The 26,152-nt window shown below is 45.8% G+C and carries 23 protein-coding genes; 17 read left to right on the top strand and 6 right to left on the bottom strand.

What is annotated here, in order from left to right; translation table 11 throughout:
* The first annotated feature begins 11 nt into the window (after positions 1–11).
* Both CSH92_RS04225 and CSH92_RS04220 read left to right on the top strand, forming a co-directional pair.
* Entirely contained in the window at positions 12–2,399 is a 2,388-nt protein-coding gene (locus CSH92_RS04225; protein ID WP_100656382.1) for a PilZ domain-containing protein, read from the top strand.
* Between the two features lie 180 nt (positions 2,400–2,579).
* The gene (locus CSH92_RS04220) at positions 2,580–4,469 is read left to right on the top strand and encodes a SurA N-terminal domain-containing protein (protein ID WP_100656381.1); all 1,890 of its coding nucleotides are present in this window, start codon (positions 2,580–2,582) and stop codon (positions 4,467–4,469) included.
* Positions 4,470–4,812: 343 nt separating this feature from the next.
* Here CSH92_RS04220 and CSH92_RS04210 read toward each other — a convergent pair whose 3' ends face one another.
* Positions 4,813–6,216 carry a M20/M25/M40 family metallo-hydrolase gene (locus CSH92_RS04210; protein ID WP_100656379.1) on the bottom strand — a complete coding sequence of 468 codons (1,404 nt, stop codon included), beginning with the start codon at positions 6,214–6,216 and terminating at the stop codon, positions 4,813–4,815.
* 189 nt (positions 6,217–6,405) lie between these two features.
* Positions 6,406–6,669: a 30S ribosomal protein S20 gene (gene rpsT, locus CSH92_RS04205; protein WP_100643291.1), complete on the bottom strand. Its 264-nt coding sequence runs from the start codon at positions 6,667–6,669 to the stop codon at positions 6,406–6,408.
* 198 nt (positions 6,670–6,867) lie between these two features.
* Between rpsT and CSH92_RS04200 the strand changes: the two genes are divergently transcribed.
* From CSH92_RS04200 to CSH92_RS04140, 13 genes are all read left to right on the top strand, one after another.
* Positions 6,868–7,026, top strand: coding sequence for a CBS domain-containing protein (locus CSH92_RS04200; RefSeq protein WP_100656378.1), 159 nt, complete (start codon positions 6,868–6,870; stop codon positions 7,024–7,026).
* Positions 7,027–7,056: 30 nt separating this feature from the next.
* A complete protein-coding gene (locus CSH92_RS04195) occupies positions 7,057–7,290 on the top strand; it encodes a CBS domain-containing protein (protein WP_124916915.1) in 234 nt (77 codons plus the stop codon).
* Between the two features lie 42 nt (positions 7,291–7,332).
* Positions 7,333–8,886 carry a murein biosynthesis integral membrane protein MurJ gene (murJ, locus tag CSH92_RS04190; protein WP_100656376.1) on the top strand — a complete coding sequence of 518 codons (1,554 nt, stop codon included), beginning with the start codon at positions 7,333–7,335 and terminating at the stop codon, positions 8,884–8,886.
* A 215-nt stretch (positions 8,887–9,101) separates the two neighbouring features.
* Positions 9,102–10,031, top strand: coding sequence for a bifunctional riboflavin kinase/FAD synthetase (gene ribF / locus CSH92_RS04185; RefSeq protein WP_100656375.1), 930 nt, complete (start codon positions 9,102–9,104; stop codon positions 10,029–10,031).
* Positions 10,032–10,054: 23 nt separating this feature from the next.
* Positions 10,055–12,865, top strand: a complete 2,811-nt coding sequence (gene ileS / locus CSH92_RS04180) for an isoleucine--tRNA ligase (RefSeq protein WP_100656374.1) — start codon at positions 10,055–10,057, stop codon at positions 12,863–12,865.
* Positions 12,858–13,364: a signal peptidase II gene (gene lspA, locus CSH92_RS04175; RefSeq protein WP_100656373.1), complete on the top strand. Its 507-nt coding sequence runs from the start codon at positions 12,858–12,860 to the stop codon at positions 13,362–13,364. Before ileS ends, lspA begins: the two co-directional genes overlap by 8 nt.
* Complete coding sequence (gene fkpB / locus CSH92_RS04170; RefSeq protein ID WP_100656372.1) at positions 13,361–13,822, top strand: FKBP-type peptidyl-prolyl cis-trans isomerase; 462 nt, start codon at positions 13,361–13,363, stop codon at positions 13,820–13,822. Before lspA ends, fkpB begins: the two co-directional genes overlap by 4 nt.
* Before the next feature lie 16 nt (positions 13,823–13,838).
* Positions 13,839–14,783, top strand: a complete 945-nt coding sequence (ispH, locus tag CSH92_RS04165; RefSeq protein ID WP_100656371.1) for a 4-hydroxy-3-methylbut-2-enyl diphosphate reductase — start codon at positions 13,839–13,841, stop codon at positions 14,781–14,783.
* Positions 14,784–14,956: 173 nt separating this feature from the next.
* A complete protein-coding gene (gene pilV / locus CSH92_RS04160) occupies positions 14,957–15,592 on the top strand; it encodes a type IV pilus modification protein PilV (RefSeq protein ID WP_240612731.1) in 636 nt (211 codons plus the stop codon).
* Positions 15,589–16,446 carry a PilW family protein gene (locus tag CSH92_RS04155; protein WP_100656370.1) on the top strand — a complete coding sequence of 286 codons (858 nt, stop codon included), beginning with the start codon at positions 15,589–15,591 and terminating at the stop codon, positions 16,444–16,446. Before pilV ends, CSH92_RS04155 begins: the two co-directional genes overlap by 4 nt.
* Complete coding sequence (locus CSH92_RS04150) at positions 16,443–17,006, top strand: PilX N-terminal domain-containing pilus assembly protein (protein ID WP_100656369.1); 564 nt, start codon at positions 16,443–16,445, stop codon at positions 17,004–17,006. Before CSH92_RS04155 ends, CSH92_RS04150 begins: the two co-directional genes overlap by 4 nt.
* A gap of 16 nt (positions 17,007–17,022) precedes the next feature.
* Positions 17,023–21,114, top strand: coding sequence for a PilC/PilY family type IV pilus protein (locus tag CSH92_RS04145; RefSeq protein WP_100656368.1), 4,092 nt, complete (start codon positions 17,023–17,025; stop codon positions 21,112–21,114).
* 1 nt (position 21,115) lies between these two features.
* On the top strand, positions 21,116–21,601 hold the full coding sequence (locus CSH92_RS04140; RefSeq protein WP_100656367.1) for a type IV pilin protein: 486 nt from the start codon (positions 21,116–21,118) through the stop codon (positions 21,599–21,601).
* A 142-nt stretch (positions 21,602–21,743) separates the two neighbouring features.
* Here CSH92_RS04140 and CSH92_RS04135 read toward each other — a convergent pair whose 3' ends face one another.
* Together CSH92_RS04135 and nadE are read right to left on the bottom strand one after the other, a co-directional pair.
* Entirely contained in the window at positions 21,744–22,082 is a 339-nt protein-coding gene (locus CSH92_RS04135; RefSeq protein ID WP_100656366.1) for a P-II family nitrogen regulator, read from the bottom strand.
* Positions 22,083–22,919 carry an ammonia-dependent NAD(+) synthetase gene (gene nadE, locus CSH92_RS04130; protein ID WP_100656711.1) on the bottom strand — a complete coding sequence of 279 codons (837 nt, stop codon included), beginning with the start codon at positions 22,917–22,919 and terminating at the stop codon, positions 22,083–22,085.
* Positions 22,920–23,068: 149 nt separating this feature from the next.
* Here nadE and CSH92_RS04125 point away from each other — a divergent pair, with 149 nt between their 5' ends.
* Positions 23,069–23,614 carry a GspH/FimT family pseudopilin gene (locus tag CSH92_RS04125; protein ID WP_164084665.1) on the top strand — a complete coding sequence of 182 codons (546 nt, stop codon included), beginning with the start codon at positions 23,069–23,071 and terminating at the stop codon, positions 23,612–23,614.
* 9 nt (positions 23,615–23,623) lie between these two features.
* Here the strand turns inward: CSH92_RS04125 and CSH92_RS04120 are convergent, their stop codons facing one another.
* Both CSH92_RS04120 and ygfZ read right to left on the bottom strand, forming a co-directional pair.
* Positions 23,624–24,106 (bottom strand): FKBP-type peptidyl-prolyl cis-trans isomerase, encoded by a 483-nt coding sequence (locus tag CSH92_RS04120; RefSeq protein WP_100656364.1) that lies wholly within the window; start codon positions 24,104–24,106, stop codon positions 23,624–23,626.
* A gap of 11 nt (positions 24,107–24,117) precedes the next feature.
* Complete coding sequence (gene ygfZ / locus CSH92_RS04115; protein ID WP_100656363.1) at positions 24,118–25,083, bottom strand: CAF17-like 4Fe-4S cluster assembly/insertion protein YgfZ; 966 nt, start codon at positions 25,081–25,083, stop codon at positions 24,118–24,120.
* Positions 25,084–25,283: 200 nt separating this feature from the next.
* Between ygfZ and CSH92_RS04110 the strand changes: the two genes are divergently transcribed.
* On the top strand, positions 25,284–26,141 hold the full coding sequence (locus tag CSH92_RS04110) for a substrate-binding periplasmic protein (protein ID WP_100656362.1): 858 nt from the start codon (positions 25,284–25,286) through the stop codon (positions 26,139–26,141).
* Positions 26,142–26,152: the final 11 nt, after the last annotated feature.

Raw genomic sequence — 26,152 nt, 5'->3', positions numbered from 1 at the left:
GGTAATCATGGATGTCTAATCCTGCGGGCAGAAAGCAGCCACAAAACAGCGACGAAGCCTTAGTTATAAAACAATACACGGCGCTTATAGATAAACTCATTCCGTTACAACAGGAAAATCGGTTGTTGGAAGGGTTGAATAAGTTTTCTGGCCGTCTCAATAGCCGAGTGCGCAACATTATTAAAAATGAAGTCATTAGACTGACGTCGCTGACCGATGTCTCAGCCGATAATTCTGAGTTTGCCAATTTCCCGGTTATGAAGTTTAAGCATTTTGGGATACCCATGCGCTTAGACAAGGTCGGCAAGGACATTCTTGAGCAAGAAACTGCGAAGTATCTAGACCGGTATACCGTTGGTGTGTTTGAGTCGGTTATGAATTCGGAACACTACCAGGCCAAGGTAAGAGAGGACCAATTAGCTAAAATTGCAGATAGTTTTAGTACCGAATCGCAGTCGTTTGAAGATATCGATTTTGCCGATGATTTGGCTATCCGACCAAATTTCACCGTTTCTTGCCCTGAGTTTGACAAAGGCAAGCATTGTCCATTGGCCTCGCTATCATTTACTGAGATGGTGGTAGAGACAAAGCGAACACCGCAAATCGATACTGAAGAATCGATTCTTGCATTTACCTTCCCGCAAGTGGCGGGATTTACACCGAAAGCCATAAAACTGAATTTTGAACTGATTGAAAGTCACTTTAATAAACAACTGTCGGTATTTGAATCTCGTTTTAGACTTTTAGAGCCGGTGCCCGCAAAGTTACGACAGCGTTTGCACAGTTATATAAAGGGAGCTGTGCATCAATTTCCGCTGCAATTTGATTTGGAAATTGAACGTGCAATGCAGGATTTGGAACGCGATCGGATCCTAGCACATAGTCCATGGTTGCCTGTTTTTATCCGTACTTCAAAGGATGTTTATTCGATGGCATATCACCTTGTAACGCCGGTCAACAGTGAATACAACGGTGATTTTGATGTTGCTAAAGATTTACCAGGCGAAACAATTTTACAGCGTTTAATCAAAGAGTTGCAGCGCTTTGAAGAGACGTTTTTACTGAAAGGGCGGTTTAATACGAAATCAGGAGCAGTCGTCGTTTTTGTCACCCATAGGGAGTTAGCTGCCCACAATATGATAAAGCAGTTTATTGAACAGGGTGAGCAAATTGAAGATTTTAAGATACTACAATGCCGCTTAAATCCGATTGAAGACGAGCATAAGCAGCAGGCTTTCGCGATTCACGATCTAATTGCGCATGATTATCCTGAATTAACGCAAATCAGTCATGTTCTGTATTGTAAAGATGTGACTGAATGGATTGGCGAGTTAGAGGTTGCACAGCCAGAGCCTTTCAAGCCCTTCCCTAAGTCCATAATAAATCAAGACCGGCCTAGTCATTGCGATATCGTCATGGAGTCTGCTGCCGATCGACGAGCGCAGCCGCGGTATGCGATGAACGAAGCGGCAACGATTAAGCTAGGGTTCTTCTCTCAGCTCAAAGCGACATTAGATGATTTATCGGAAAATGGATTAAAGCTGACGTTGCTGCAGCCAGAGAATGTCGAGATTGGTGACGAAGTCAAAGTGTCTGTGAGTGACTTGCAATTAACCAATCAGAAATATCGGGTGGTTGTATTTGAGCCAGAAACGGGTGTATTGCGACTTTGCTTAGACGAACAAACGGTTAAGCAGGAAGGCGGACGTTTACAGCGGTTGTTTAGCAACAATGCAGAGTATTTCTCGCAACGTAACCTTGCTGTAATACAGTTGCATACGCACCGGTTCTTGTGGGAGCTGTGTATTCGCAATATGCCCTGTGCATCAGTCCTTATTACTAATAATAGGTTTGCTATCGATCGCCTTAAGACGGTGTACCACAAACAGAATTGCTATGATTTAAAACCCTTCAACGCGGCCATGAATAAAGTGCCGTTACATGGCTTCTTTGCTGACAAAGAATCACCCACTCCGCGTTCAGAATTGTTGGAGAAGATGCTCAAGACTAATCTGCGTGATGTGCATGTTGTGCATGCCATAAAAATAAAAGATAAACAGATTATTTATATTGATTTAGGCGATTTCTTGTTCGGTAAAGTACGGCATCAATTATGCCGGTTTGTGGCGGAAAAATTGGCTCAAGCTTGCGTTACTCACATCAGTGCAATCCGCTGTCCTACTGCCCAAACGCCACTGACCGCGAAACGGTTAGCACAGTTATCGAAAATCAACATTGAGATGTATGAAAAGTTGATTGCCATGCAAAACGGCTACACTCACGTTTTATACCTAACCAATGTCTCCGCGTTCCATAATGTTTTGCTTAGGTTTGGGATCAATCCGAAAAAGGCTGCTGCTGATACCCCGTCCACTGAAGTGGCCAAAAAATCAGACTGACTTGAGCGATAAAGCAAAGTTTCAGCGTATTTTCTCCAATTTTTCGCTAAAGCAGCTAAAACTCTACGAAATAAGCTGTCGAGATATTTTCTCAATGCGGTATAATTCGCGCCCTAAAATGAAAAGAGCTTTGCGCTAAAAGACTACAAAGCTAATGGTGTTATGGAGAGTTGCTAAGCCATGTTAGAAAAAATAAGAGAAGGGGCTCAGGGGCCTTGGGCAATGGTTATCATAGCCCTTATCGTTTTAAGCTTCGTTTTTGCTGGAGTTGGGAGCTATTTAACGGGCTCTACAGAGACTGCTGTGGCTAAAGTCAACGGCGTAGAGATCCAGCAAAATACGCTAGAGCGGGCCTATCAGAATGAACGCGCTCGGATCGAAAGCCAGTTTGGTGAAGGCGTAGCTGCTTTATTTGCCAATCCAGATTACTTGCAAGAGTTCCGTTTAGGCGTGCTTGAGCGCTTGATTGGTGAACAACTAGTGGAGCAGAAAGCTCAAGAGTTGGGCTTGCGCGTTAGTGACCAACAGATTCGTGAAACCTTATTATCGATGCCTGAATTCCAAGTGGGCGGTCAATTTAATAACGAGCGCTACCAAGCGATCATTCAACAAGCTGGCTTTAAAGCGAATACTTTCCGGGACTACATGCGTGCTGAAATGACGCGTGACCAGCTTGCTCGAGCCCTCGCTGGCAGTGAGTTCGTATTGGATTCTGAAGCGCAACGGCTGAATAACTTGCAGAGCCAACAACGTGACATTGATGTGGTCAGCATCGCCGCCACTCCATTTGCCAGTGATATCGAAATCACTGAACAAGATATACAAGGTTACTACGAGTCAAACTTAGAGCAGTACGACACTCAAGAGCGCGTTGCATTGCGTTATGTAGAGCTCAAAGTCGACGATTTAATTGACGACGTTACTGTTACCGAAGAAGAGATTGCGGAATACTATGCGTTGAACAAGCGTTCTTATGTTACTGAAGAAGAGCGCAGAGTATCGCATATTTTGATTGAGTTCGGTGATGATGAAGCTGTTGCTCAAGCCGAAGCGGAAGCATTACTAGCCCGGATCAATGCGGGTGAAGATTTTGCTGAAGTAGCAAAAGCTGAATCAGATGATACCTTTAGTGCTGAAAATGGCGGAGACCTCGACTTCTTTGGCCGTGACATCATGGACCCAGCGTTTGAGCAGGCAGCTTTTGCTCTAACTGAAGTGGGTGATGTAACTGAAGTAGTACAAAGTGAATTTGGCTTTCACATCATTAAGCTGACAGATGTTAAGGCTGAGCAAGTAACGCCACTCGAAGAAGTTGCTGCAGACATTCGTACTGTTGTCCAAATCGATAAGGCTACAGAGTTGTTCTATGCACGGCAGCAAGATATGGCTCAGTTAGCTTTTGAAATCCCTGATACGCTTGATGATGTGGCCGGTGCGGCCGGTGTGCCAGTGCAAGAAACTGCATTGTTTAGCGCGTCGAGTGCGCCGATTAGTGTTAACTATCCTCAAGTAACGGCTATCGCCTTTACACCAGAATTAGTTGAAGACCGAGTGAATTCTGATGTTATTGAAATTGATGAAAATCACGTCATGGTCGTTCGGGTGGCTGAACATGAGCCGCAGCGCACTAAAACACTTGCTGAAGTTCGAGATGGCATCGAAACAAGTTTGCGTCAAGAGCGCGCACAACAAGCGGCTTTGACTTTCGCCAATGATTTAATGACTGCATTGCAAAGTGGAGAGTCTATCGATGAAACTTTGGCACAACGTGAGCTAAGCTGGGAGACTTACCCTGATTTGACAAGAGGTATGGCGACACCTGGCATTAACGTAGTTGAACAGGCATTCACTCTCGGTTTGGGTGAAGGGCAGAACTTAACTACAGTTGCAAAGGCTGATGGAAATGTCGCTTTGGTGAAATTGACCGCAGTCCACGCGCCAGAAGTTGATACTAGTGAATTGGCTGATGCGATTAAGCAGCGTGTCTTGTCGACAACTAGTCAAACCAATTATCAGGCCTTTATCGATGCTTTACGCAGTGATGCTGATATACAAATCTTGATCCGCTAGACAAACGTAACAAAAGAAAAAGGCCCGGTTGGATACTCCACCGGGCCTTTTTTGTATTCTTCTTCAATATTGCGATTGTGTTATAAACAAGAGCGCGGTGTAAGCTACCGCGATGGCGGCTGAGAACACCAATATATATTTGAAGCCTTGTTTGCCTTGTTGCAACGTATAGCCTTTAGATTTTAAGTACATGGTCCAGGCAACGCATAAAATTAATGGGACAAGAAATAAAAGACGTAGCACAGGTAATTCCTTAAGTTTTATTCCAGTAAACGATTTCTCTTAGCTATACGCTAACGATTAACAAAGAGCCCAGAATCGGGCTCAATAATCTCTGTTAAACTCACAGCTCAGGTGCTGGACGCGTCTCGATTAGTGTATTTGCCATAAAGTGCGTAAACACACTCCAGACCGCCAAATTCTGCTGCAGATCGGCGGGATTAATTTTGTCCAATGTGTCATTTGGCGTGTGATGATAATCAAAATAATAGGTTCCATCTTGGCGTAAGTTCACCACGGGGACTCCATATTTAGGTAACATAGACACATCAGGACCGCCAGTAGCAGTATTATCACCTTTGCTAACACCCAATTCTGCCAGGCTTGTATAGAGTGCTTCGGTCGCTGGTAACGCAGAAGGGTCAAAACGAGTATCCATCCGATAAATTGCGCCAGCCCCAAAATCACTCTCAGCAGCAACAATTAGCTTATTGAGATTATCTTTTTCCAAGCGTGTATATTCATAAGCGCCGACTAGGCCAATTTCTTCAGCTGCATACAAAACTACCCTTATGGTCCGCTTCGGTTGACCAATAACGTCTTTTACTAGCTTAGCAGCAGCCATAACAATACCAACGCCTGCGCCATCATCGAGTGCTCCTGTGCCTTCATCCCATGAATCTAAATGAGCAGAAATGAGAACAATTTCGTCGGGCTTTTCGCTACCAATAAACTCACCAATTACGTTATATGAGGTTTGCCAGCCTAACTCTTTGGCTTTCAGTTGCACGTCTAACGACACGGTGTGACCCGCATTTACCATAGCTTCAAGGGTGTCAGCGTCAGCGTTTGAAACTGCGCCTGCAGGTATTTTCTCGACCTCATCGTTGTAACGCATAATACCCGTGTGCGCAAAGCGAGAATTATCAGTTCCAACCGAGCGGATAAGTACTGCGCTTGCTCCTAGTTTTGCGGCCTCCACAGCTCCTTGTACACGTCCGCTAACAACTGGACCATACCCTCGTCCAGCGCGATCTCGTTCCATGCGGTGATTGATAAATACGATCTTGTCTTGTGCAGCTTCAGGCGCCAGTGTTTTTAGCTCATCTAATGAGCCAACCATGACGATGTCAGCTTGCAATCCCCCTTCCGGCGTGGCGACAGAACCTCCTAATGCGGTGATTACCAACGCCTGTTCAAAGGGAGCGACGACTCTAGCGTCGGCAAGACCGCGTGACCAATTTCGAACCCGTACAGGTTGCGTGGTGACGCGGTCAAAGCCTAAAGATTCAAATTTTGCTTGTGCCCATGCAACTGCTCTTTTGTCACCGTCACTACCCGGGATCCTCGGACCCACTTCCACTGTTAATGATTTGACTATGTCATAGGCTAGGGTTGAGTTTGTTGCGGTTTTTATCAAGTCAGGAGCTTGTGATACACCCGCATCCGTATGTAATGATTGATTGGCGCATGCGGTCAAAGTAAGAGCAAAACAAAAAGCTAGTGTACGCGGTAAGGTAAGGGGCATGAAGGGTTCTCAGTAGAATAATTTCTTATCAGTCTAACTGAAGTCCAAGATTGGATGAAGAGTTACTGTAGACGCGCGCGCCTAATCGATTAATTCTTAGGGTGAATGCAGATGGCAGTTTGAGTGCGACGAGCGTGAGACATAAAAAAAGCGCCCAGAGGCGCTTTTTGTAACAAAATAAGGTTGCTATTAAGCAAGCGCTTTAATTTGTGCAGCAAGGCGGCTTTTGTGACGCGCTGCTTTATTCTTATGGATCAAACCACGTGCTGCCATGCGGTCTAAGATCGGCTGTGCCGCAACGAACGCAGTTTGAGCAGCGGCTTTATCGCCAGCTTCAATAGCCGCAACAACTTTCTTCAAGCTGGTACGAGTCATGGAGCGACGACTGGCGTTGTGCTGGCGACGCTTTTCGGCCTGAATGGCACGTTTCTTAGCAGACTTAATGTTAGCCAAGGTGTAACTCCCAAAAAGAGGTAAAAATTAAGGGTGCGGATTGTGCCTATAACGCCACCTAAAGTCAACTCTTTTTGCGTTTTCTGACATATGGCCTATTAACTTGCGCTACATCAATGACAGGATGATAGAAGTTGCGTTAATCTCCTTGTAGTTCTCATTTTCAAACCGTTTGCAAGATTCAGCTTGGGAGGCAATATGGCAATCTGTGTTTCAGATGTTATGACTTCACCGGTTTTCTCACTATCGCCAGATACTTCATTACATCACGCGCACAGCGTAACCCGGGATAAGGGGATTCGGCATTTACCTGTAGTGGACCCCGAAACCGATAAGTTGCTGGGGATCGTTACGTAAAAAGCACTAATAGCGAAAGTGTTTAGTCTCTTGGCAACCTATGGAGGTGCAGCACTGGCTGAGCGTGAGGCGAGTACCAACATTATGGAAGTCGCACTTACCGATTTTGATACTGTTCATGGCAACGATGATGTACGTGAAGTCGCCATGTTTTTCTTGCACAACAAACATGGCTGTTTACCTGTTGTTGACGATGAATTTCGAGTGATTGGGATTTTAACCTCGTCGGATTTTGTTAAACTCGCAATCAAACTATTAGAATAATAACTGCGCGCTGACTGTGCGCGCATACTCAAGGCGCTTTTCTTGGCATCTAAATTACTCAAATCAGGCCTTATCGTCAGTACCATGACTCTCATCTCTCGAGTTCTAGGGCTTATTCGTGACGCTGTTGTTGCCCTGTTGATGGGGGATGGCGCTGCGGCAGACGTATTCTTTTTTGCCAATAAAATCCCCAACTTCTTACGGCGTTTATTTGCCGAAGGGGCTTTTTCTCAGGCCTTTGTACCGGTCTTGACCGAGGTCAATCATAATGAAACCGTTGCTCGGCAACGTGAATTTGTAGCCCAAGTTTCTGGCACCCTAGGTGCGATTGTGTTTGTTATTGCCGTCATCGGGGTTATCGGTTCACCGGTACTTGCAGCAGTGTTTGGTACGGGCTGGTTCATTGATTATGTCAATGAGCAACCGGATGGAGCTAAATTTGAGTTGGCTTCTCTAATGCTTAAAATCACCTTTCCTTACATTGCGTTTATTTCCCTAGTCGGGGTCTCGGGCGCCGTGCTTAACACATTGAATCGTTTTGCTGTCGCAGCGTTTACCCCTGTTCTGCTCAATATTAGTATTATCGCCTGCGCTTGGTACTTATCGCCGCATCTGGAGCAGCCCGCGTTTGCACTTGCTTGGGGCGTGTTTATCGGTGGCATCGTGCAGTTATTGTTTCAATTGCCCTTTCTTTATCGCGCTGGATTTTTGGTCAAACCACGATGGGGGTGGAATGATCCTGGAGTCGTTAAAGTAAGGCGGCTAATGATCCCAGCCCTTTTCGGTGTGAGCGTTAGTCAGATTAACCTCTTATTTGACACCTTGATCGCTAGCTTTTTGGTTACTGGTTCGATCAGCTGGTTGTATTACTCAGACCGCCTATTGGAATTTCCACTCGGGTTATTTGGGATTGCAATTGCAACGGTTATCTTGCCCGCCTTGTCCCGTGACCATGTAAGTAAGAATAGTCGCCAGTTTGCCAATAACATGGACTGGGCATTTAGGATGGTATGTTTGCTGGGGATACCTGCAGCAACCGGCTTGTTCGTGCTGGCTGAACCGATCCTGACGGTTATTTTTGAGCGTGGTGCTTTTACCGCTGAAACGGCATATATGGCTTCGTTGAGCTTGCAGGCGTACTCGGTAGGCTTACTGAGTTTTATGGTGGTGAAGGTATTGGCCCCAGGGTTTTTCTCTCGTCACGACACTAAGACCCCGGTTAAATTTGGGATATGGAGCATGGTCGCGAACATGGTCTTCAATATCCTTTTAGCCATACCCTTCGGCTATATCGGTTTGGCAATTGCAACGAGTTTGTCGGCGACATTAAATGCCGGCTTATTGTATTGGGCGCTCGCTCAGCAGGGCGTGTTTAAAGTTTCTCAGCAAACGCTTTGGTTTGTGTTGCGCGTTGTCGCAGCAGTGGCCGTTATGGCAGGGTTTGTCGTTTGGTATCCTAAGCCGGTTTGGGCAGATCTCGCTGAACTGGAAAGGGTGATGGAACTGGCAATTTTGATCTTATCTGCGTTTGCGGTGTTTGCTTTTAGTGCATTACTGTTTGGCATTCGACCAACACAGTTACGCAACAATGCTTAATGTTTTTTGCTGCCGGCATTCTACCCGCCAGAACGAATCACAGCTTGTTTGCTCAGTATGGACTCGCCGCTCCGCCAAAATCAATGCATAGCTTTAATTGCTAAGGTCTAGGTCAAATAAAAATTGAGCAACAATTGGTATTCAATTCAAGGTCGTTTATAATCGCGAGCTTTGTTTCAACTTCCGCTTAAATTAGCAGTTACAGAGGGTGTTACGTGGAATTAGTGCACGGTTTACACAACTTGCGCGAACGGCACAAAGGGTGTGTATTAACCATTGGCAAATTTGACGGCGTGCATCTTGGTCATAAAGCGGTGTTGACGCAATTAATTGCACAAGCTCGAAAGCGCAACTTGCCTGCGTCGGTAATGGTATTTGAACCCCAACCAGAAGAAGTGTTTATGCCCGATGCAGCGCCCGCTCGATTGAGTACTCTGCGGGATAAGTATCTCGCGTTGCGCGATCTTGGCATTGACCGGCTAATTTGCGTGAAATTTAACTCTGCCTTTGCCAGTCAATCTCCAGAAACCTTTACGCAACAATTATTGGTTGCCAAATTAGGGGTGGAGTTCTTGGTCATCGGTGACGATTTTCGTTTCGGGAAGGGGCGCGCAGGTGATTTTGCAATGTTGGAGAGAGCGGGAATCGCCAACGGTTTTTCTGTCGTTAATACGCAGAGTTTATTGATGGCAGACTGCCGGGTGAGTTCCACGGCAGTCAGAGAAGCATTGGAGCGGGGAGATTTTACCACGGCTGCGGCGATGCTTGGTCGCCCATTTAGCATTGCGGGTAAAGTTGTGCATGGTGAAAAACGTGGGCGCACTATTGGTTTCCCCACCGCAAACGTGTTGTTAAAACGTTTAAAAGCTCCCATATCCGGTGTATTTGCTGTGCAGGTGACTTTAGGGGAGCGTGTTTATGCTGGGGTTGCTAATATCGGTCATCGACCGACGGTAAACGGCACACGAGCGCAATTGGAAGTCCATGTTTTTCAATTTAACGAAGAGTTGTATGGGCAGCGCATAGAAGTAATACCCTTGGCGAAATTGCGTGATGAGCAAAAGTTTGACTCATTTGAAGATTTAAAAGAACAAATTATTGAAGATGCTGAGCACGCTAAACGCGTGATTGCATCGACTATTTAACTTACGACTGGAATGACAACCGCATGAGTGACTATAAAGCCACCTTGAACTTACCTGATACTGCCTTTCCCATGCGCGGAAATCTTGCTCAACGCGAGCCGCAAATGCTCAAACAATGGCAGCAGCAAGATCTTTACAACAAGATCCGTGAAGCCAAAGCAGGTAAGCAACCGTTTATATTGCATGATGGCCCTCCGTACGCGAATGGCAATATTCACATTGGGCATGCGGTTAACAAAATCCTTAAAGATATTATCGTTAAGTCAAAAACCTTAGCTGATTTTGACGCTCCGTATGTGCCCGGCTGGGACTGTCATGGCCTACCGATTGAATTGATGGTAGAAAAAAAGGTGGGCAAGCCTGGGCACAAAGTATCGACTGCAGAGTTTAGGCAAAAGTGTCGTGAATATGCACAAAAGCAAATCGATGGTCAGCTTGCAGACTTTGTCCGTCTTGGCGTTTTTGGCGATTGGCAAAACCCCTACAAAACCATGGATTATAAGTCTGAAGCGAACATTATTCGGGCACTTAGCAAAATTGTTGATAATGGTCATGTGGAGAAAGGGTTTAAGCCTGTTCATTGGTGCACGGATTGTGGTTCAGCGTTAGCGGAGGCTGAAGTTGAATATAAAGACAAGGTGTCGCCAGCGATTGATGTTGCATTTTCCGTTGCTGACCCAGCTGGTTTCGCGAGTGCGTTCAACGTAGATGTTGGTCTGTTGCAAAATGCAGCAATGGTGATATGGACAACCACTCCTTGGACCATCCCGGCAAACCGCGCGGTGTCATTACACCCGGAACTGCAATATGCATTAGTGCAGATGACCATTGAGGGGCAAGCGAGAACCTTAATTCTGGCTGAAGATTTGGTGTCTAGTTGTGTAACGCGCTATTCGGCTAGCGATTTAGTGCAGTTAGCGGCTGTACCCGGACAGGCGCTTGAAAAACTCATGCTTCAGCACCCGTTAGATCCAATTCAAGTTCCAGTTATTCTTGGCGAGCACGTAACCACAGAATCTGGTACTGGTTGCGTACACACTGCGCCAGCCCATGGTGTAGACGACTTCAATGTTGGTAAGCGCTATGGCATCGAAGTCTACAATCCCGTGGCCAGTAATGGTGTATACGTAGCGGGTACAGCACACTTTGAAGGACAGCATGTATTTAAGGCTAATGATGCAATCATTGCTGCATTGGCAGACACTGGAAACCTTGTTCTGCATGTTAAGTATGAGCACAGTTACCCTCATTGCTGGCGCCACAAGACGCCGATTATTTTTCGTGCCACTCCACAGTGGTTTATTAGCATGGACAAAAATAATCTGCGCTCGACGTCTATCGATGAAATTCACAAGACGCAATGGATCCCTGCATGGGGTGAAAGCCGCATCGAAAGCATGGTTGAAGGGCGCCCGGATTGGTGTATTTCACGGCAACGTACATGGGGCGTGCCAATTCCGCTGTTCATACATAAAGTGAGCGGTGACATTCACCCGCAATCAACCACAATTATGGAGCGCGTTGCGCAAGCGGTGGAACAAAAAGGTATTCAGGCTTGGTGGGATCTCAGCGATGAAGAGTTGATTGGTTCCGACAGCGCAGATTACGAGAAAGTAACAGATACGCTAGATGTATGGTTTGATTCTGGCGTAACTCACTATTTTGTGGTTGATTGTCGTGATGATTTGCCAGCTGCTCCCGACCTTTACCTAGAAGGTTCTGACCAACATCGTGGTTGGTTTATGTCATCGTTAATGACGTCGGTCGCCATGCACGGTCATGCACCTTATAAGCAAGTGCTAACCCATGGCTTCACGGTTGATGCTGACGGCAAGAAAATGTCCAAGTCTCTGGGTAATGTAGTGTCGCCGCAAGATGTTACTAACAAGCTGGGGGCTGACATTTTACGCTTGTGGGTAGCTTCTACGGATTACCGTAGTGAGATTGCCGTATCGGATGAGATTTTGAAGCGTTCGGCAGATGCCTATCGAAGAATTCGCAATACAGCGCGATTCTTATTGGCCAATTTGAATGGCTTCGATCCTGCGCAACATAAAGTCGCCAGCGCCGATATGGTGGCACTGGATCAATGGGCGGTGCAGCGAGCACAAGAGGTACAGGCGCAAATCGAAGAAGCCTATAGCCGCTATGATCTGTTGGAGGTAACCCAGGCATTGATGCAATTCTGCTCGATTGAAATGGGTAGTTTCTACTTAGATATCATCAAAGACCGTCAGTACACCGCCAAAGCGGATGGCCATGCCCGCCGTTCTTGTCAAACGGCCCTATACCATATTGCCGAGGCATTAGTGCGTTGGATGGCGCCGGTGATGAGTTTCACTGCGCAAGAAGTCTGGGAAGCGTTACCGGGCGAGCGCAGCGAGTTCGTTTTCACTGACACCTTCTATACTGGATTCGAAAGCGTCAACCCTGTGCTCGATAATAGCTTCTGGCAAACTGTAATGAAGGTAAAGACTGCGGTAAACCGTTGTTTGGAGAATGCTCGAAAGGATGGCGGTTTAGGCGGTTCTTTGGAAGCAAATGTGACTTTATATGCGAGTGAGTCATTAGCAGAAGTATTGGCTAAATTAGAAGATGAGCTGCGTTTTGTGCTGATTTGCTCGAAAGTTAACGTTGTGGTTGGAACCAATGATGATGCCAGTGCAACCGACGTTGAAGGGCTTCAAGTCCAAGTGAGCAAAACGCAAGATAGTAAATGCGTGCGCTGCTGGCATTATACCGATGATGTTGGCACGCACAGTGAACACCCTGAATTGTGCGGGCGTTGTGTGACCAATGTAGCGGGTGCCGGTGAGGCGCGTCATTATGCTTAACGCATTGAGAAACAGTGGATTAAGGTTTTTATGGCTCAGTGTTTTGGTCTTCATCCTTGACCAATGGACAAAATTGGCAGTTGTGCAAGACATGCGTCTGTATCAGTCAATCGAAGTCATGCCATTTTTTAATCTGACCTACGTGCACAACTATGGCGCTGCATTCAGCTTTTTGCATGATGCCGGAGGCTGGCAGCGTTGGTTCTTTACTGCAATTGCCATAGGTGTGAGTGCATTATTATTGTATTGGTTGCGTCAAGTTCCCAAGCACCAGGTAAGGCTACCTGTCGCTTTTACCTTTATTCTTGGGGGGGCACTGGGTAACGTATATGATCGATTGATGCACGGTTACGTAATAGATTTTCTAGATTTTTATTATCAGCAGTGGCATTGGCCAGCTTTCAATATTGCCGATAGTGCAATATTTATTGGTGCTGCGCTGTTGATACTTGACATGTTGTTGAGCAAAGACAATCAGGAATCAGAAAACGCAAAATGAGTAACAATATCATTCATGAAAAAAGCGAAGTGTTAATGCACTTTGACTTAAAGTTAGAAGATGGTTCGGCGGCAGACAGTACCCGAGTGAATAATAAACCGGCAAAGCTGGTGATGGGCGACGGTAGTTTAACGCCCAACTTTGAAGCTTGTTTATTAGGGATGCATGAAGGCGAGCGCAAGTCGTTTACGTTGGCAGCGAATGACGCCTTTGGGATGCCAAATCCAGACAATATCTACCACCTCGAACGCAGCAGATTCGAGTTGGAAGAAGGGGTTCAGGAAGGTATGATTATTGGATTCGCACAACCCGATGGTTCTGAGTTGCCGGGCATTATCCGCAGTGTTGCCGGTGATTCAGTTACGGTTGATTTTAATCACCCGTTGGCTGGGCAAACTGTAATCTTTGATGTGGAAATATTGGCCGTGCGTAATCCCGAAGCAAAATCGATGCACTAAATTTTTGGACGTAACTATGCAAATCCATCTGGCAAATCCACGCGGCTTCTGTGCCGGTGTTGACCGCGCAATTACTATTGTTGAACGTGCGCTTGAGTTGTTTCAACCGCCGATTTATGTGCGCCATGAGGTTGTGCATAATCGTTTTGTCGTTGATGGGTTAAAGGCCCGTGGTGCAGTATTTGTTGACGAAGTAGCGGAAGTGCCAGACGACAGTATTGTTATCTTTAGTGCACACGGCGTTTCACAAAAAGTCCGCCAGCAAGCTGCTGAACGGGGACTTAAAGTATTCGACGCGACCTGCCCATTGGTGACCAAAGTGCACATGGAAGTTACGCGGGCAAGTAAGCGCGGCACCGAATGCATTCTTATTGGCCATGCTGGGCATCCTGAGGTTGAGGGTACAATGGGGCAATACCACAATCCCAAAGGTGGTATTTACTTAGTTGAGTCAATTGAAGATGTCGCGCGTTTACAGGTAAAAGACGAAAACAACTTATACTATTGCAGTCAAACGACGTTGTCTGTGGATGATACTGCTGAAGTTATTGATGCCTTACGTGATCGTTTTCCCGCCATTGAAGGACCGCGTAAAGATGATATTTGCTACGCGACGCAGAATCGACAAGATGCGGTTCGTGAACTTGCAGCGGAATGTGAGGTCGTATTGGTGGTTGGCGCGCAAAATAGTTCAAATTCCAATCGATTACGTGAATTGGCCGCGAAAATAGGTTCAACGGCATACTTAATTGACGGTGCGGATTGTATTCAAACCGAATGGTTAGCCGGCGTAACCAACATCGGTGTAACGGCGGGAGCCTCAGCACCAGAGGTTTTAGTGCAAGCGGTAATTGAACGCTTGCAAGCGCTTGGAGCGACATCGGCTACTGAGCGCCAGGGGAGGGAAGAAAATGTGGAGTTTGCGGTCCCCAAGGAGCTTAGAATTAGGCAAGTAGGTTAGCCTCAGTTACCTGTACTGTTGGAATGATTAGGTACAGGTTAACTATTATTATACCTTTTAATCCCTCAAGATAACCTATCGTTAGCATTAATACGCTATTGTCGACCTTGACAGTATTGGTATTGGTGTTCGTTTGCTGTCTTAATTATCGAGACGAACTCAAGGATGATAGTATGATTTCTTATCCGGATAAAACTTCTTCACTGGCTGCTCAGTATGGGGTGGGTATGGTTGAAGTATTAATTACTTTATTCATCCTTGCGGTCGGTCTTCTCGGTGTTGCCTCACTACAGTTTATTGGTTCATTTGCCAATGCAGATGCGCTTAATCGAACACAAGCAGTCCTAGTTGCACAACAAATGAGTGAACGTTTACGAGCCAGCGCCGTCTCTTCGGACCAAGGTGATGGTCTTGTGGTGCATAACGAATACTTTAATCCAGGACTGTATAATTTTAACAACTTAAGTTGTGCAACTGCGGCAAGGCCCTATGATTGCCATTGTTTAGCGTTCCCTGCTGCTATTCCTGATTGTCGCCAAAACAGTTGTACAGCAGCCCAAATAGCGGCCTTCGATGCTTATGAAATGTCGTGCGCTGCGGTTAATTCCAATCCGCATATTGAGATCGAGTTATCGTGTTTAGATAACAATTTAGGTGATACTGATGCGTGCAGTGTCGGCTCAAGGCACAGCGTAATGTTGTCATGGCCGGTTGAGAGTTGGCAGGGTAACAATCGTGAGCTAAATCCTGATTGCATGGTCAACAAAACAAGCGACCATGACTGTGTCATCGTTGAGGTTGTCTTATGAAGCGTCAACAGGGTTTCACGTTAATCGAAGTCATGATCGCACTGACGCTGGGATTGATTATTTCGGGTGCGATAATTCAAGTTATGGTTAGCAATTCGGTGACCGACAGACTCAATCGAGCCATCGCTTCTGCACAAGAAAGTGGTCGCTTTATTGTTAATCGATTTCGTGCAGATGTGATTATGGCGGGGCGTTATGACCCGCTATCAGCTCAGCTTGATCGCTCAGTCGATATCGTCACCGAAGCGGCCTTTGTGCAGAACCATCCGATCCCATTACCTGGCGATTTTGTTTCCCGACCAGCCTTAGGAGCGTTGGAAGGACCTGGACCAACCGACAGTGACACCTTGGTTATCAGCCTGCAAAGCGACCGCGATTGTCGCGGCTACAATCTAGGTTATAACAATGCCGAATTTCATGTCGTCAATGAATATTTTCTGGATGGCAACGAACTTAAGTGTCGCGGATTTGATGGGCGCTTTTTGCGAGGCTTAAAAAATGCAGTAGGGCATAACGGGCATACAGCGCTCACCCTCTTAGATGATGTAGAAAGTTTCCAGGCTCTGTATGGGATTGCTGATGCTGACTTAGCTGGCGATACATCAGCACGGCCTGTGCAGTTTATTTCGGCAGACAATTTAGCTGCAGCCATTGCAAACGGTGGCCAAGTAGTGGCTGTACGCTTAGCTGTTTTGGTAAAAGGCGATGGCCGTGTTCAGCTTGGTAAATCTCCGTCTTTTGTATTGCTAGACGAGGCACCAATTACGCTCGGTGACGAGCATATTTATAAACCGTTTGAAGTGACTATTGCCTTACGTAACATGAAAAACTTTGTCAGGAGTGTAGGAATATGAAACAGCAAGGCTTGGTTTTAGTGTTCGCACTTCTGATCTTGTTATCGCTGACCATTCTCGGCGTAGCGTCAGTTTCGAGTAGTCTTATGCAGAGTAAAATGGCCACATCAATGGAAACCTCTTCGGTTGCCTTTGACGCTGCTGAAGCCGCGATTGCGGGTGTACTTTTTGAGTCAGAAGATGAAGTTTTGTTAACCGATCCAAATTTAAGTGACCCTCTCTCAGATGCTCGACAAGGTAACGTTCTCGACCCCAATATACAGACCCTTAGTTGCTTTGATAATGCCTCATGGACCAATCGCTCAGTCACGCAAGGTGGGCTTATCACAGGGACTAACCACACTGGTGTTGGGAATTTCGATGACCGCCCAGCGACTGATAGTTGGTCGCGTACTGCATTTGTACGTGAACAGGCATGTCGTGGGTCAAGCAATGTCATTGGTGGCAGTAATATAAATTGCCATGTCTTTATCGTTCGTGGCTGTGGTCAGGTCAACGGCAAACCCTTCGCGGTCGCAAATAGCTTAACCGCTTCTGTATTTGCGCCAGCCTCGCAATAAGCGAGAGGAGATATTTATGCAATCCGGTCTTTTCAAATCAGCGGGATTATCTTTAGCAAGTTTCCTACTTAGTGTATTTATCAGTGCAACTGCTATGGGTGATGATCTCGATATTTATCTCGGCTCTGGCACCCGTGCTGTGACTTACAATCCCAACGTATTATTTATTATGGATACATCCGGAAGTATGACCGGAATGGATGGCACAACAGAGTCACGTATGTTGCGGGTACAAAACGCACTCAAAGATGCGTTGAGCTCTGCCACTAATATTAACGCGGGCCTGATGCGTTTTTCAGATCTTGGTGGTCCGGTGTTATATCCGATCCGCGATATTGATGAGCCGGTTCAACCAGAAATCATTACATCAACCAGCGCAGGTGATAATGATGCCTATGAAATCAATGGCTCGGTTAATCTAACGAACAATCAATTGATACTTACCCAAGGCACCAATACGGTGACAACGGGCTTACGCTTTACCAAGTTAAATATTCCTCGCGGTGCAATAATCACTAATGCCTTTTTACGCTTGACCTCAGGTCAACTAAATACCGCCGCTTCAACCCTTACTATTCGTGGCGAACTGAATGGTAATGCTTCTGCATTTAGCGGCACAACCAACGATATTAGCAATCGTGCGGTTACAACTGATAGTGTTGTATGGTCAGTCGGTAACGACTTTCCAGTTTCCGGCGAAACCGTTAATACTCCGAGTTTGATTGGTGTAATCCAAGAGGTGGTTGATCAAGGTTCATGGTGTGGTGGCAGTGCGCTTAACTTGATCATAGAAGGTACTAGCAGCGACGCCTCAAGTGCACGGCAAGTACTTGCGACGGAGGAGGGCACAGGACGTTCGCCGCAACTCGTTGTAACTTACGATGATACGACAGCAACAGGCTGTGTAACGGGGCAATTAGCCTATCAGGTAAGCTCGAATCGAAATAATGCGGAAGAGCGTAACGATGGTTACCAATCTACCGGCAGTGAGTTAACCTTTAATAGCAACAGTAACGCCTATATTGGCGCACGATTCCGCAATGTAAATTTACCTCAAGGCGCGACGATCTCTGATGCCTACATCGAGTTTACTGCATACCAAACTGATACTAGCGGCGGTGCATCAATGGTAATTCAGGCCGCGAACGAGGATGACCCCGGAAGTTTCAATAATTATAAGCGCTATATCTTGCGCGACAAACCTAAAACTGCGGGTGTTACCTGGTCCAATATCCCTGCATTTTATAAAAATTCGGTGTACAAAACACCATCGTTGGCCTCCGTCGTACAACAGATTGTTAATCGAGGTGGCTGGCAGCCAAACAATGACATGATGTTTATCTTCTCAAATTTTTCCGGTAAACGTGGTGCGTATACGTATCGTGGTAAACCTTCTAGTTCACCAGTATTGGTTATTAAGTATCAGGGCAGTGCCGTACCTGGAACGACTTCGACAGTACGACAACACTTAATTAGTCAAGTGGATGACTTGAGTGCGAGTGGTTTTACGCCTATCGTCGACACCTTGTATGAAGCGACCCAATATTATGGTGGTCGTGATGTTTACTATGGCTTACGTCGTGGTGATAGTTCCGTTAGTAGCACCGTGCGCAGAAATACGCGAGTAAGTCACCGTGCCTCATATCTCGGGCCAGACGCCGTGCGCCCGAGCGGCTGCACGGATGACAACTTGAGCAGTTCTAATTGTATTAATGAATACATCCCATCCAACTCAACTTACATATCACCGATTGTTGATTTGCAGTGCCAAACGAATAATCACATTGTGCTGCTTTCAGATGGTGAGGCCAATAACAATCACAGTGTAGACGAAATTGAAACCTTGCTAGGACAAACCTGTAGTGGTTCAGGTGGTGAGAAATGCGGTATCGATTTAGTGAGTAATTTAAGTAAAGCCAATCAATCAGCCATTGACGCGCGAATTATTACGCATACCATCGGGTTCGCTGCAAACAGCAAGGCAAACGCGTTCTTGAATAACTTAGCTTTGCAAAGTGGTGGTGGTTTTTATACTGCCAACAATAGTCAGCAATTAGTTGACGCCTTCCAAACCATTCTGCGTTCAGTTAAAGATGTAAACGCGACCTTTGTTTCACCAGGGGTTGCTGTGAATCAGTTAAATCGTTTGACGCACCGTGATGAGCTGTACTTTGCACTCTTCAAACCGTCAGAGGGAACGCTTTGGCCCGGTAACTTGAAAAAATACAAAATTGATGGTGATAAAGTGCTGGATAAAAATGGCTTGGATGCCGTCGATACGGTCACCGGTTTCTTTGCTGAAAACAGCCATTCATTCTGGTCAACACTGGCAGATGGCAATGATGTACGCGAAGGCGGAGCCGCCAGTAAGGTGTCGTTAAGTCGAAATATTTATGCCTTTTCGGGCGCCGGCAACATCGCGACCAGCAGTAATGCCTTACATGAGTCAAATAATAACATCACTACGACTATGTTGGGTGTGCAAGCAGAAACCAATCCGGTGTTAGTCAGAGATAATGTCCTTAAGTGGGCGCGAGGTGTTGATGTTCGAGACGACGACGGTGATGGTGATACTACTGATGTTCGCCTACAGATGGGTGATCCAATCCATAGTCAACCGGTAATTGTCAATTACTCAGCGACCGATAGTGCAATTTTTGTAGCCACCAACCATGGTTTCTTGCATTCGATCGATGCTGCGACTGGGACTGAAAACTTCGCAATTATTCCACAAGATTTGCTGTCGAACTTGCATCCGCTGTATCGCGATACATCCACGTTCAATCATATTTATGGCTTAGATGGTGATATGGTATTACGTACCACGAATGGAAAAACCTACCTTTATTTAGGCATGCGCCGTGGTGGCAACAATTATTATGTGTTTGATGTGACCAGCAAAAACTCACCTCGAGTAGTATTTCAGATTACCGGCGGATCGCCAGGCTTTGAAGAGCTAGGGCAAACATGGTCACGACCTACGATCACTAAAATGGATGTTGGCGGCTCGACCAAGAATGTAATGATCTTTGGTGGCGGCTACGATGATGCGCAGGATGTAAAAACAGTGCGTTCGCCGGATGCGATAGGCAATGCTATTTTTATAGTTGACGCAGATAATGGTCAACTATTGTGGAAAGCCAGTTTGACTGGGGCAAATTTGAATGTGCCAGAGATGCAATACAGTATTCCTGCACGTATTTCGGTGATTGACCGCGATAATGATGGTCTAGCTGATCACATGTACGCTGCAGATATGGGCGGGCAACTATTCCGCTTTGATATTTATAATGGCAAAGCTGGTGCCAACTTTATCAAAGGCGGCTTACTGGCTGACTTTGGTGGTAGTTCTGCTGCGGATAATCGGCGTTTTTATTATGGTCCAGACGTATCAGAAATTAGTTTAGGCGATGATTTATATTATGCCGTAGCGGTAGGCAGTGGATTTAGAGCAGGTCCTTTGGATACTCAAATTGACGACCGCTTTTACATGATTAAAGATGATGGTATTTTCAACGTAAATGCGAATGGTGACTATGTTTTGCCAAGTACGGCTTATGTTGAATCTGATCTTTATGATGCTACCGATCATTTGCTGACTGACGCAAACAAAACAACCCGGGATATTGCCAATACTGTGCTGGCTAACAAAAAAGGTTGGTTACTGCGATTGACTACCGATGGTGAAAAAGTGCTTTCTTCACCATTGATCCTGGACTATAAGATCTTTTTCACCACTTACGTTCCTGCTAGTGCAAGCAGCAGTGCTTGTGCTCCGCCCACTGGGAATAGCCGTGCTTATCTGGTGAATTTATTTAATGCCAATGCTGTAGATGACCTTAATCTCAATGGTGACCTTGATAAAGGTGATCGCTTTGCTCAGTTGAAGCAAACCGGAATTGCTCCGGACACAAAGATCCTCATAGAAGATATTGTACAACCCGTTGTCTGTTTGGGAACCGAGTGCGTTTCCGCAGTAATAAAGCTTGATAACAATGGTAATGCACAAGCCTGTAATTCAGATTTTGAGTGTTTGGCGCGGAACATCTATGGTCGATTCGAGCGCGTACAGAAAGGTAGTTGGCAAACCGAAGTCGAGAGAAATTAATATGAGTTATCGATATAACCAGAATAAAGGACGTATACAGGGATTCACGTTAGTCGAATTGATGGTCGTGGTGGCAATAGTTGGGATCATCGCGGCAATTGCTTATCCAAGTTATCAAAGCATGATGGTCAGCAGTTATCGAGGGGCAGCACAAGCCGATCTGATGGCCTTGGCTGCGGCTATGGAACGTCATAAAGCGGCTAACTTTACTTATGAAGGAGCAGCTTCAGGTGGCGGTAATACCGGAGCGCCAGCAATATTTCAGTCCCATTCGCCTGCTGCGGAGCCTGCCTCTGAGAAACGTTACGATTTAATTATTGAACAAGTCTCAGCAAACGGAATTAGTTATCGTGTTAGAGCTACACCTGTATCTGGAGGGCCACAAGCAGCAGATGGTTCACTGTTTGTGTTCAGTGACGGCCGTAAAGCTTGGGACAAAGACAACAGTGGCAGTATTTCGACGTCTGAATATTGTTGGGGTTGCTAGCGCTAATGAATAGCTAACGGAGCTGTTTGTTTTTTATTAAAAACAATAATTTTTTAAACTTTTACGTGATCCGCGGAACAGCGACGAATAGCTGTCTTGATTTATGTTCGCCGTTGTTCTGCGTTACCCTTAGCTTGATAATCTAAATGGCTTCGTTATCCTCTTCGCCAGTGCGTATGCGGATGGCACGTTCCACATCGGTTATGAAGACTTTTCCGTCGCCTATTTTGCCCGTTCGAGCCGTTGCTACTATTGCTTCAACAGTTTGGTCAAGCAGTTCATCCGCAATTACCATCTCTAACTTCATCTTGGGCAGAAAATCTACTTGGTACTCGGCTCCACGATACATTTCCGTGTGACCTTTTTGGCGCCCAAATCCTTTGACTTCAGTGACTGTGAGCCCAGTTACGCCAATAGCAGAAAGTGCTTCACGCACATCGTCAAGTTTGAATGGTTTGATTATAGCATCGACTTTTTTCATTCATTCACCGTCATAAAGCGTAGGGATGGGAACACGCTTGTGTTGAGTAATCGTATAAATATACAACAAGCGTTCGGAAACTGCATCGTCTACTGGCTTGCCCTCAAGAAAGTCATCAATTTGGTCGTAAGAAAGGCCAAGTGCTTCTTCATCGGCCTTTTGCGGAGATAAGGTTTCAAGATCGGCAGTTGGTGCTTTATGAATAATCTTATCCGGGGCACCTAAGTGTTTGGCTACTTGCCTTACTTGGCGTTTACTCAGACCAAACAGTGGTGCTAAGTCACAAGCGCCATCGCCGTACTTAGTGTAAAATCCGGTAATATTTTCCGCACTGTGATCCGTACCAAGCACCAACCCATCGACCATTCCAGCTATTTCATATTGTATGACCATACGGGTTCGCGCTTTCACATTACCTTTTACAAAGTCTTGCTTTGCAGCATCCTCAGGTAATAAACCACAGTTGCTTAACGCATGGATTGTTGCATCATGGATGGCATCAGCCCCAGGCTTAACGTTGACACTAACAGCTTGCGAAGGACAGATGAAGTCAATCGATTGCTGCGCATCGGCTTCATCGGCTTGGGTCTCATAAGGCAATCTCACGGCGATAAATTGATAGTTTTCTTTATGTTCTTGGTTTAACTCATTTACTGCGATTTGGGCCAATCTGCCTAAGGTACATGAGTCAATACCTCCGCTGATCCCCAAGACCAAACTATTTAAACCCGACTGTCTGAGTTGAGTTTTGATAAAATTCACACGACGTGTAACCTCATATTCAACATCGATATGCGGCAGTACCTGCATTTCTTTGATGACACGTTGTTTTAGCATTTGATCGACCATAATTGATTAGTTAGCCTTATTCGCGATTCTTCAGTTCGTTGGGTATGCTGTTACGGCCTATGGTTGTATTGACTATACCGTTGGCCGCGAAGCGTAGTGTATACTCTAATTACGACACAGTTATTCGAAGAGTTCAAATGCTAAGGCAACGCGGCTTAACATTGTTTGAAATGATGATCACTTTAGCGATCGTTGCGCTATTGGTTACTACTGTAGCGCCCAATGTGCAAAGTATTCTTACTCAGAACCGAATCGTGTCTGAAATCAATGAGTTAAGCGGGATTATACAATTTGCTCGGCATACTGCAATTGACGAACAGGTTGATACCGTTTTATGTCCAACAAGTAATTTCAGCGCTTGTACATCGAACTGGGACAATCCCAAAATGGTGTTCGCTGATGCAGACGGGGACGGGGCGCGAGGTGCAAACGAAGAGCTATTAGTTTCAAGCGGTGGCGTGAATCAAGTTAATAAACTTAAAGGCCCCAGCACCGCCATCGTATTTGCGCCGAGTGGTGCATCAAACGTGGCGGCAGAGTTGGTCTTATGCCATAAGAGTAAAAAACCTAAGTTTGCCAGGGGATTGTCACTGGGGCTGCAAGGGCGCGTCAAGGCAAGCCAAGACAGGAACCGCGATGGTGTCTATGAGAACGCCTCAAAAGCCCCGTTAAAGTGTATCTAGAGCATTCACTTAGTGATCATGGCCACAGCCACCAGCACTATGCACGTGGCCATGTGCAATTTCTTCACTGGTCGCTTCACGTACCTTAACTACTTCTACATCAAAGTGTAGCTCAACCCCTGCCAATGGGTGGTTGCCATCGACAATCACCTCGTCATCGGTGACATCGATGATCATGACAGACTGGTCACCATGGTCAGTGGTTGCACGAAATGACATTCCTACCTCTACGTCCATACCTTCAAACATACTTTTTGGCACTGCCTGAACGAGATTATCAAAACGTTCGCCATAGGCTTTCTCCGGCGCAAGGGTGATTTCAAAAGTGTCTCCCTGTTGCTTGCCTAACAATGCTTCTTCTAATCCAGCGACAAGAAAACCATTGCCGTAGAGAAACTCAAGAGGATCACCTTTACGTGATGAGTCGATTTCCACAGCATCTGCGGTGCTTACAGTGTAATGCATTGTTACTACATTATTTTTTTCAATCATTTAATTTCCAATTAGTTGTCGATGGGGTAAGGCAGTGGGCATATCTCAAATACTTCTTCGGGGTGAGCTTTCAACCGCAAACGTTCACCGACGACACTATCATTGCTCAATACGGCGAGTAGATACCACCTGCCACTTACGTTCACTGCATTCAGAATTGTGCCGCCCCGACGCCAGTTGTCTCCCACTGATTTTTCAAGCATATCACCTGTGTTTATTCTGATCGAATTCGATTCACTCGTTGGGCTTGTAAGTAAATACGTTGCACGCTTGTTTTTACCTAAATACTTAGTGCGTGCGACGACTTCTTGCCCCATGTAACAGCCTTTTTTAAAATCTATCGCATCAAGGCACTGCATATTAAGCATTTGAGGTATGTACTCTTGCTGAGTATTAGCAGTAATCCACGGGATCCCCAGCATCAATTCAGTGGCCTGCCAACAGGCTTCTGGCACCAATAAGTCACTTACATCGTTAGTAGAGACGAGAGAGTTGTCAGTCGAGCAAACTAGATAGCGCTCATATGCACCGGCTGACAGGTTTAATATCCATCCAGATTGGTTGGGTAAAGCAACAACACTTAATGGATCGTGTGGAAGTTTTCCGCAGTGTTTAGCTAAGCATTCTGCAGCCTCTACCCCTGTCCAGCCACTGAAAAATTGAGGACCTTGAGGTTGTTCTATCGTAACTTTGGAAAACACCGCATACTTTTTTAACTCAGCGATGCTGTGCGCTATGGCCTCAGCACAACACACTAACTGAGTGTGTTCTTCCGCAGTAAATACCAGTCCGTTTGCCCACATTTTACCTTTAAAGTCGCAATGACAATAACGCAGGGCGTGTCCCTCTTGCAGTTGCTTCATATTGCAGGTTAATTGGCCTTGCAAGTAGTCGATCGTCTGCTCACCGCTGACTGAAATCGAAGATAAATAACTGAGTGAACAGACGAAACTGCTGGGGATTGACGTAAGACTCATAACATTAATTGGCCTGTAGCTCTTTAATTACAAAGAGTGTTTAGTTTAGCAATAAATTGAATAGAGAGGATATGGGGGTCACAAGTCATGAATCAATCTGCTTTGATAAAACATTTTTAAATCCACAAACATACGCAAATTTTAGCAAAATTTTAAATGTGGCTTAGACTTAATCAAGTACACAACACGAGTGCATGACAATGAAAACAATCACTAAGTTATTACTCTCAACGTGCTGCGTTTGGTTATTTGCCTGTGGTCCAGCGCAAGATTCAACTCCTTTGGTTACTGCATCCGATTCAACCGATAGCTCCATGGCTGCAACTCCAATGACACAACTTGAGCAAGAGGCGGCAAGTGAATGCACCTTACGTTTGGGAATAGACGTTTGGGAACCCTATCAGTATGTCGATGTAAATAATGAAATTCGAGGCATGGACGTTGAGTTAGTTACAACTGCAATGCGTAACATTGGTTGCGAAATAGAGGTTGTGCAGGGGCCTTGGGTTTCGCTATTGAACGAGTTAAAAGATGGCGCAGTAGATGTGTTGCTGGGCGCATCAAAAACATCAGCCAGAGAAGAATACGCCCATTTTAGCATTCCTTATCGCATGGAAGAATTTGCACTCTACATACGCAACGACGATCAGCAACGCGCTGAGTATGCAACCATCGATGAATTTATTGTTAATGAAAGTCGCATAGGAATTGTGGGCGAATACTACTATGGCCCTGAAGTCTCGGCATTGCTAGATAATGAATCCACGGCTACCTATTTCGTCCCCGCGATTATTGGCGAAATGAATATCGCGCGATTACTCGATCAAGACATCGATGGGTATTTAGAAGATAGTCTGGTGGGTGCATCAATGTTATGGCGCAAAGGCCTGAAAAACTATGTTAAAGCCCATGGGTTCAAGATCCAAACAGGTGAAATATACGTTATGTTCAGTAAAGAAAGTGTTGCACTGACGAGGGTGGAGCAGGTAAATGAGCAACTTGAGTTGCTGCGCGAAAATGGCACATTTGCTAAGTTGGTAGACAAGTACAAGCGTTAGTAAAAGTGTCC

Source organism: Neoalteromonas flava, assembly GCF_002807685.1.
GTDB lineage: Bacteria > Pseudomonadota > Gammaproteobacteria > Enterobacterales > Alteromonadaceae > Alteromonas_E > Alteromonas_E flava.
This window is presented reverse-complemented; position numbering and strand designations above follow the sequence as displayed.

Bases quoted from the DNA above. Each gene is read 5' to 3' on its own strand.
- CSH92_RS04225 (WP_100656382.1), top strand. From the start codon at position 12: ATGTCTAATCCTGCGGGCAGAAAGCAGCCACAAAACAGCGACGAAGCC.
- CSH92_RS04220 (WP_100656381.1), top strand. From the start codon at position 2,580: ATGTTAGAAAAAATAAGAGAAGGGGCTCAGGGGCCTTGGGCAATGGTT.
- CSH92_RS04210 (WP_100656379.1), bottom strand. From the start codon at position 6,216: ATGCCCCTTACCTTACCGCGTACACTAGCTTTTTGTTTTGCTCTTACT.
- CSH92_RS04200 (WP_100656378.1), top strand. From the start codon at position 6,868: ATGGCAATCTGTGTTTCAGATGTTATGACTTCACCGGTTTTCTCACTA.
- ileS (WP_100656374.1), top strand. From the start codon at position 10,055: ATGAGTGACTATAAAGCCACCTTGAACTTACCTGATACTGCCTTTCCC.
- lspA (WP_100656373.1), top strand. From the start codon at position 12,858: ATGCTTAACGCATTGAGAAACAGTGGATTAAGGTTTTTATGGCTCAGT.
- fkpB (WP_100656372.1), top strand. From the start codon at position 13,361: ATGAGTAACAATATCATTCATGAAAAAAGCGAAGTGTTAATGCACTTT.
- ispH (WP_100656371.1), top strand. From the start codon at position 13,839: ATGCAAATCCATCTGGCAAATCCACGCGGCTTCTGTGCCGGTGTTGAC.
- pilV (WP_240612731.1), top strand. From the start codon at position 14,957: ATGATTTCTTATCCGGATAAAACTTCTTCACTGGCTGCTCAGTATGGG.
- CSH92_RS04155 (WP_100656370.1), top strand. From the start codon at position 15,589: ATGAAGCGTCAACAGGGTTTCACGTTAATCGAAGTCATGATCGCACTG.
- CSH92_RS04150 (WP_100656369.1), top strand. From the start codon at position 16,443: ATGAAACAGCAAGGCTTGGTTTTAGTGTTCGCACTTCTGATCTTGTTA.
- CSH92_RS04145 (WP_100656368.1), top strand. From the start codon at position 17,023: ATGCAATCCGGTCTTTTCAAATCAGCGGGATTATCTTTAGCAAGTTTC.
- CSH92_RS04140 (WP_100656367.1), top strand. From the start codon at position 21,116: ATGAGTTATCGATATAACCAGAATAAAGGACGTATACAGGGATTCACG.
- CSH92_RS04135 (WP_100656366.1), bottom strand. From the start codon at position 22,082: ATGAAAAAAGTCGATGCTATAATCAAACCATTCAAACTTGACGATGTG.
- nadE (WP_100656711.1), bottom strand. From the start codon at position 22,919: ATGCTAAAACAACGTGTCATCAAAGAAATGCAGGTACTGCCGCATATC.
- CSH92_RS04125 (WP_164084665.1), top strand. From the start codon at position 23,069: ATGCTAAGGCAACGCGGCTTAACATTGTTTGAAATGATGATCACTTTA.
- CSH92_RS04120 (WP_100656364.1), bottom strand. From the start codon at position 24,106: ATGATTGAAAAAAATAATGTAGTAACAATGCATTACACTGTAAGCACC.
- ygfZ (WP_100656363.1), bottom strand. From the start codon at position 25,083: ATGAGTCTTACGTCAATCCCCAGCAGTTTCGTCTGTTCACTCAGTTAT.
- CSH92_RS04110 (WP_100656362.1), top strand. From the start codon at position 25,284: ATGAAAACAATCACTAAGTTATTACTCTCAACGTGCTGCGTTTGGTTA.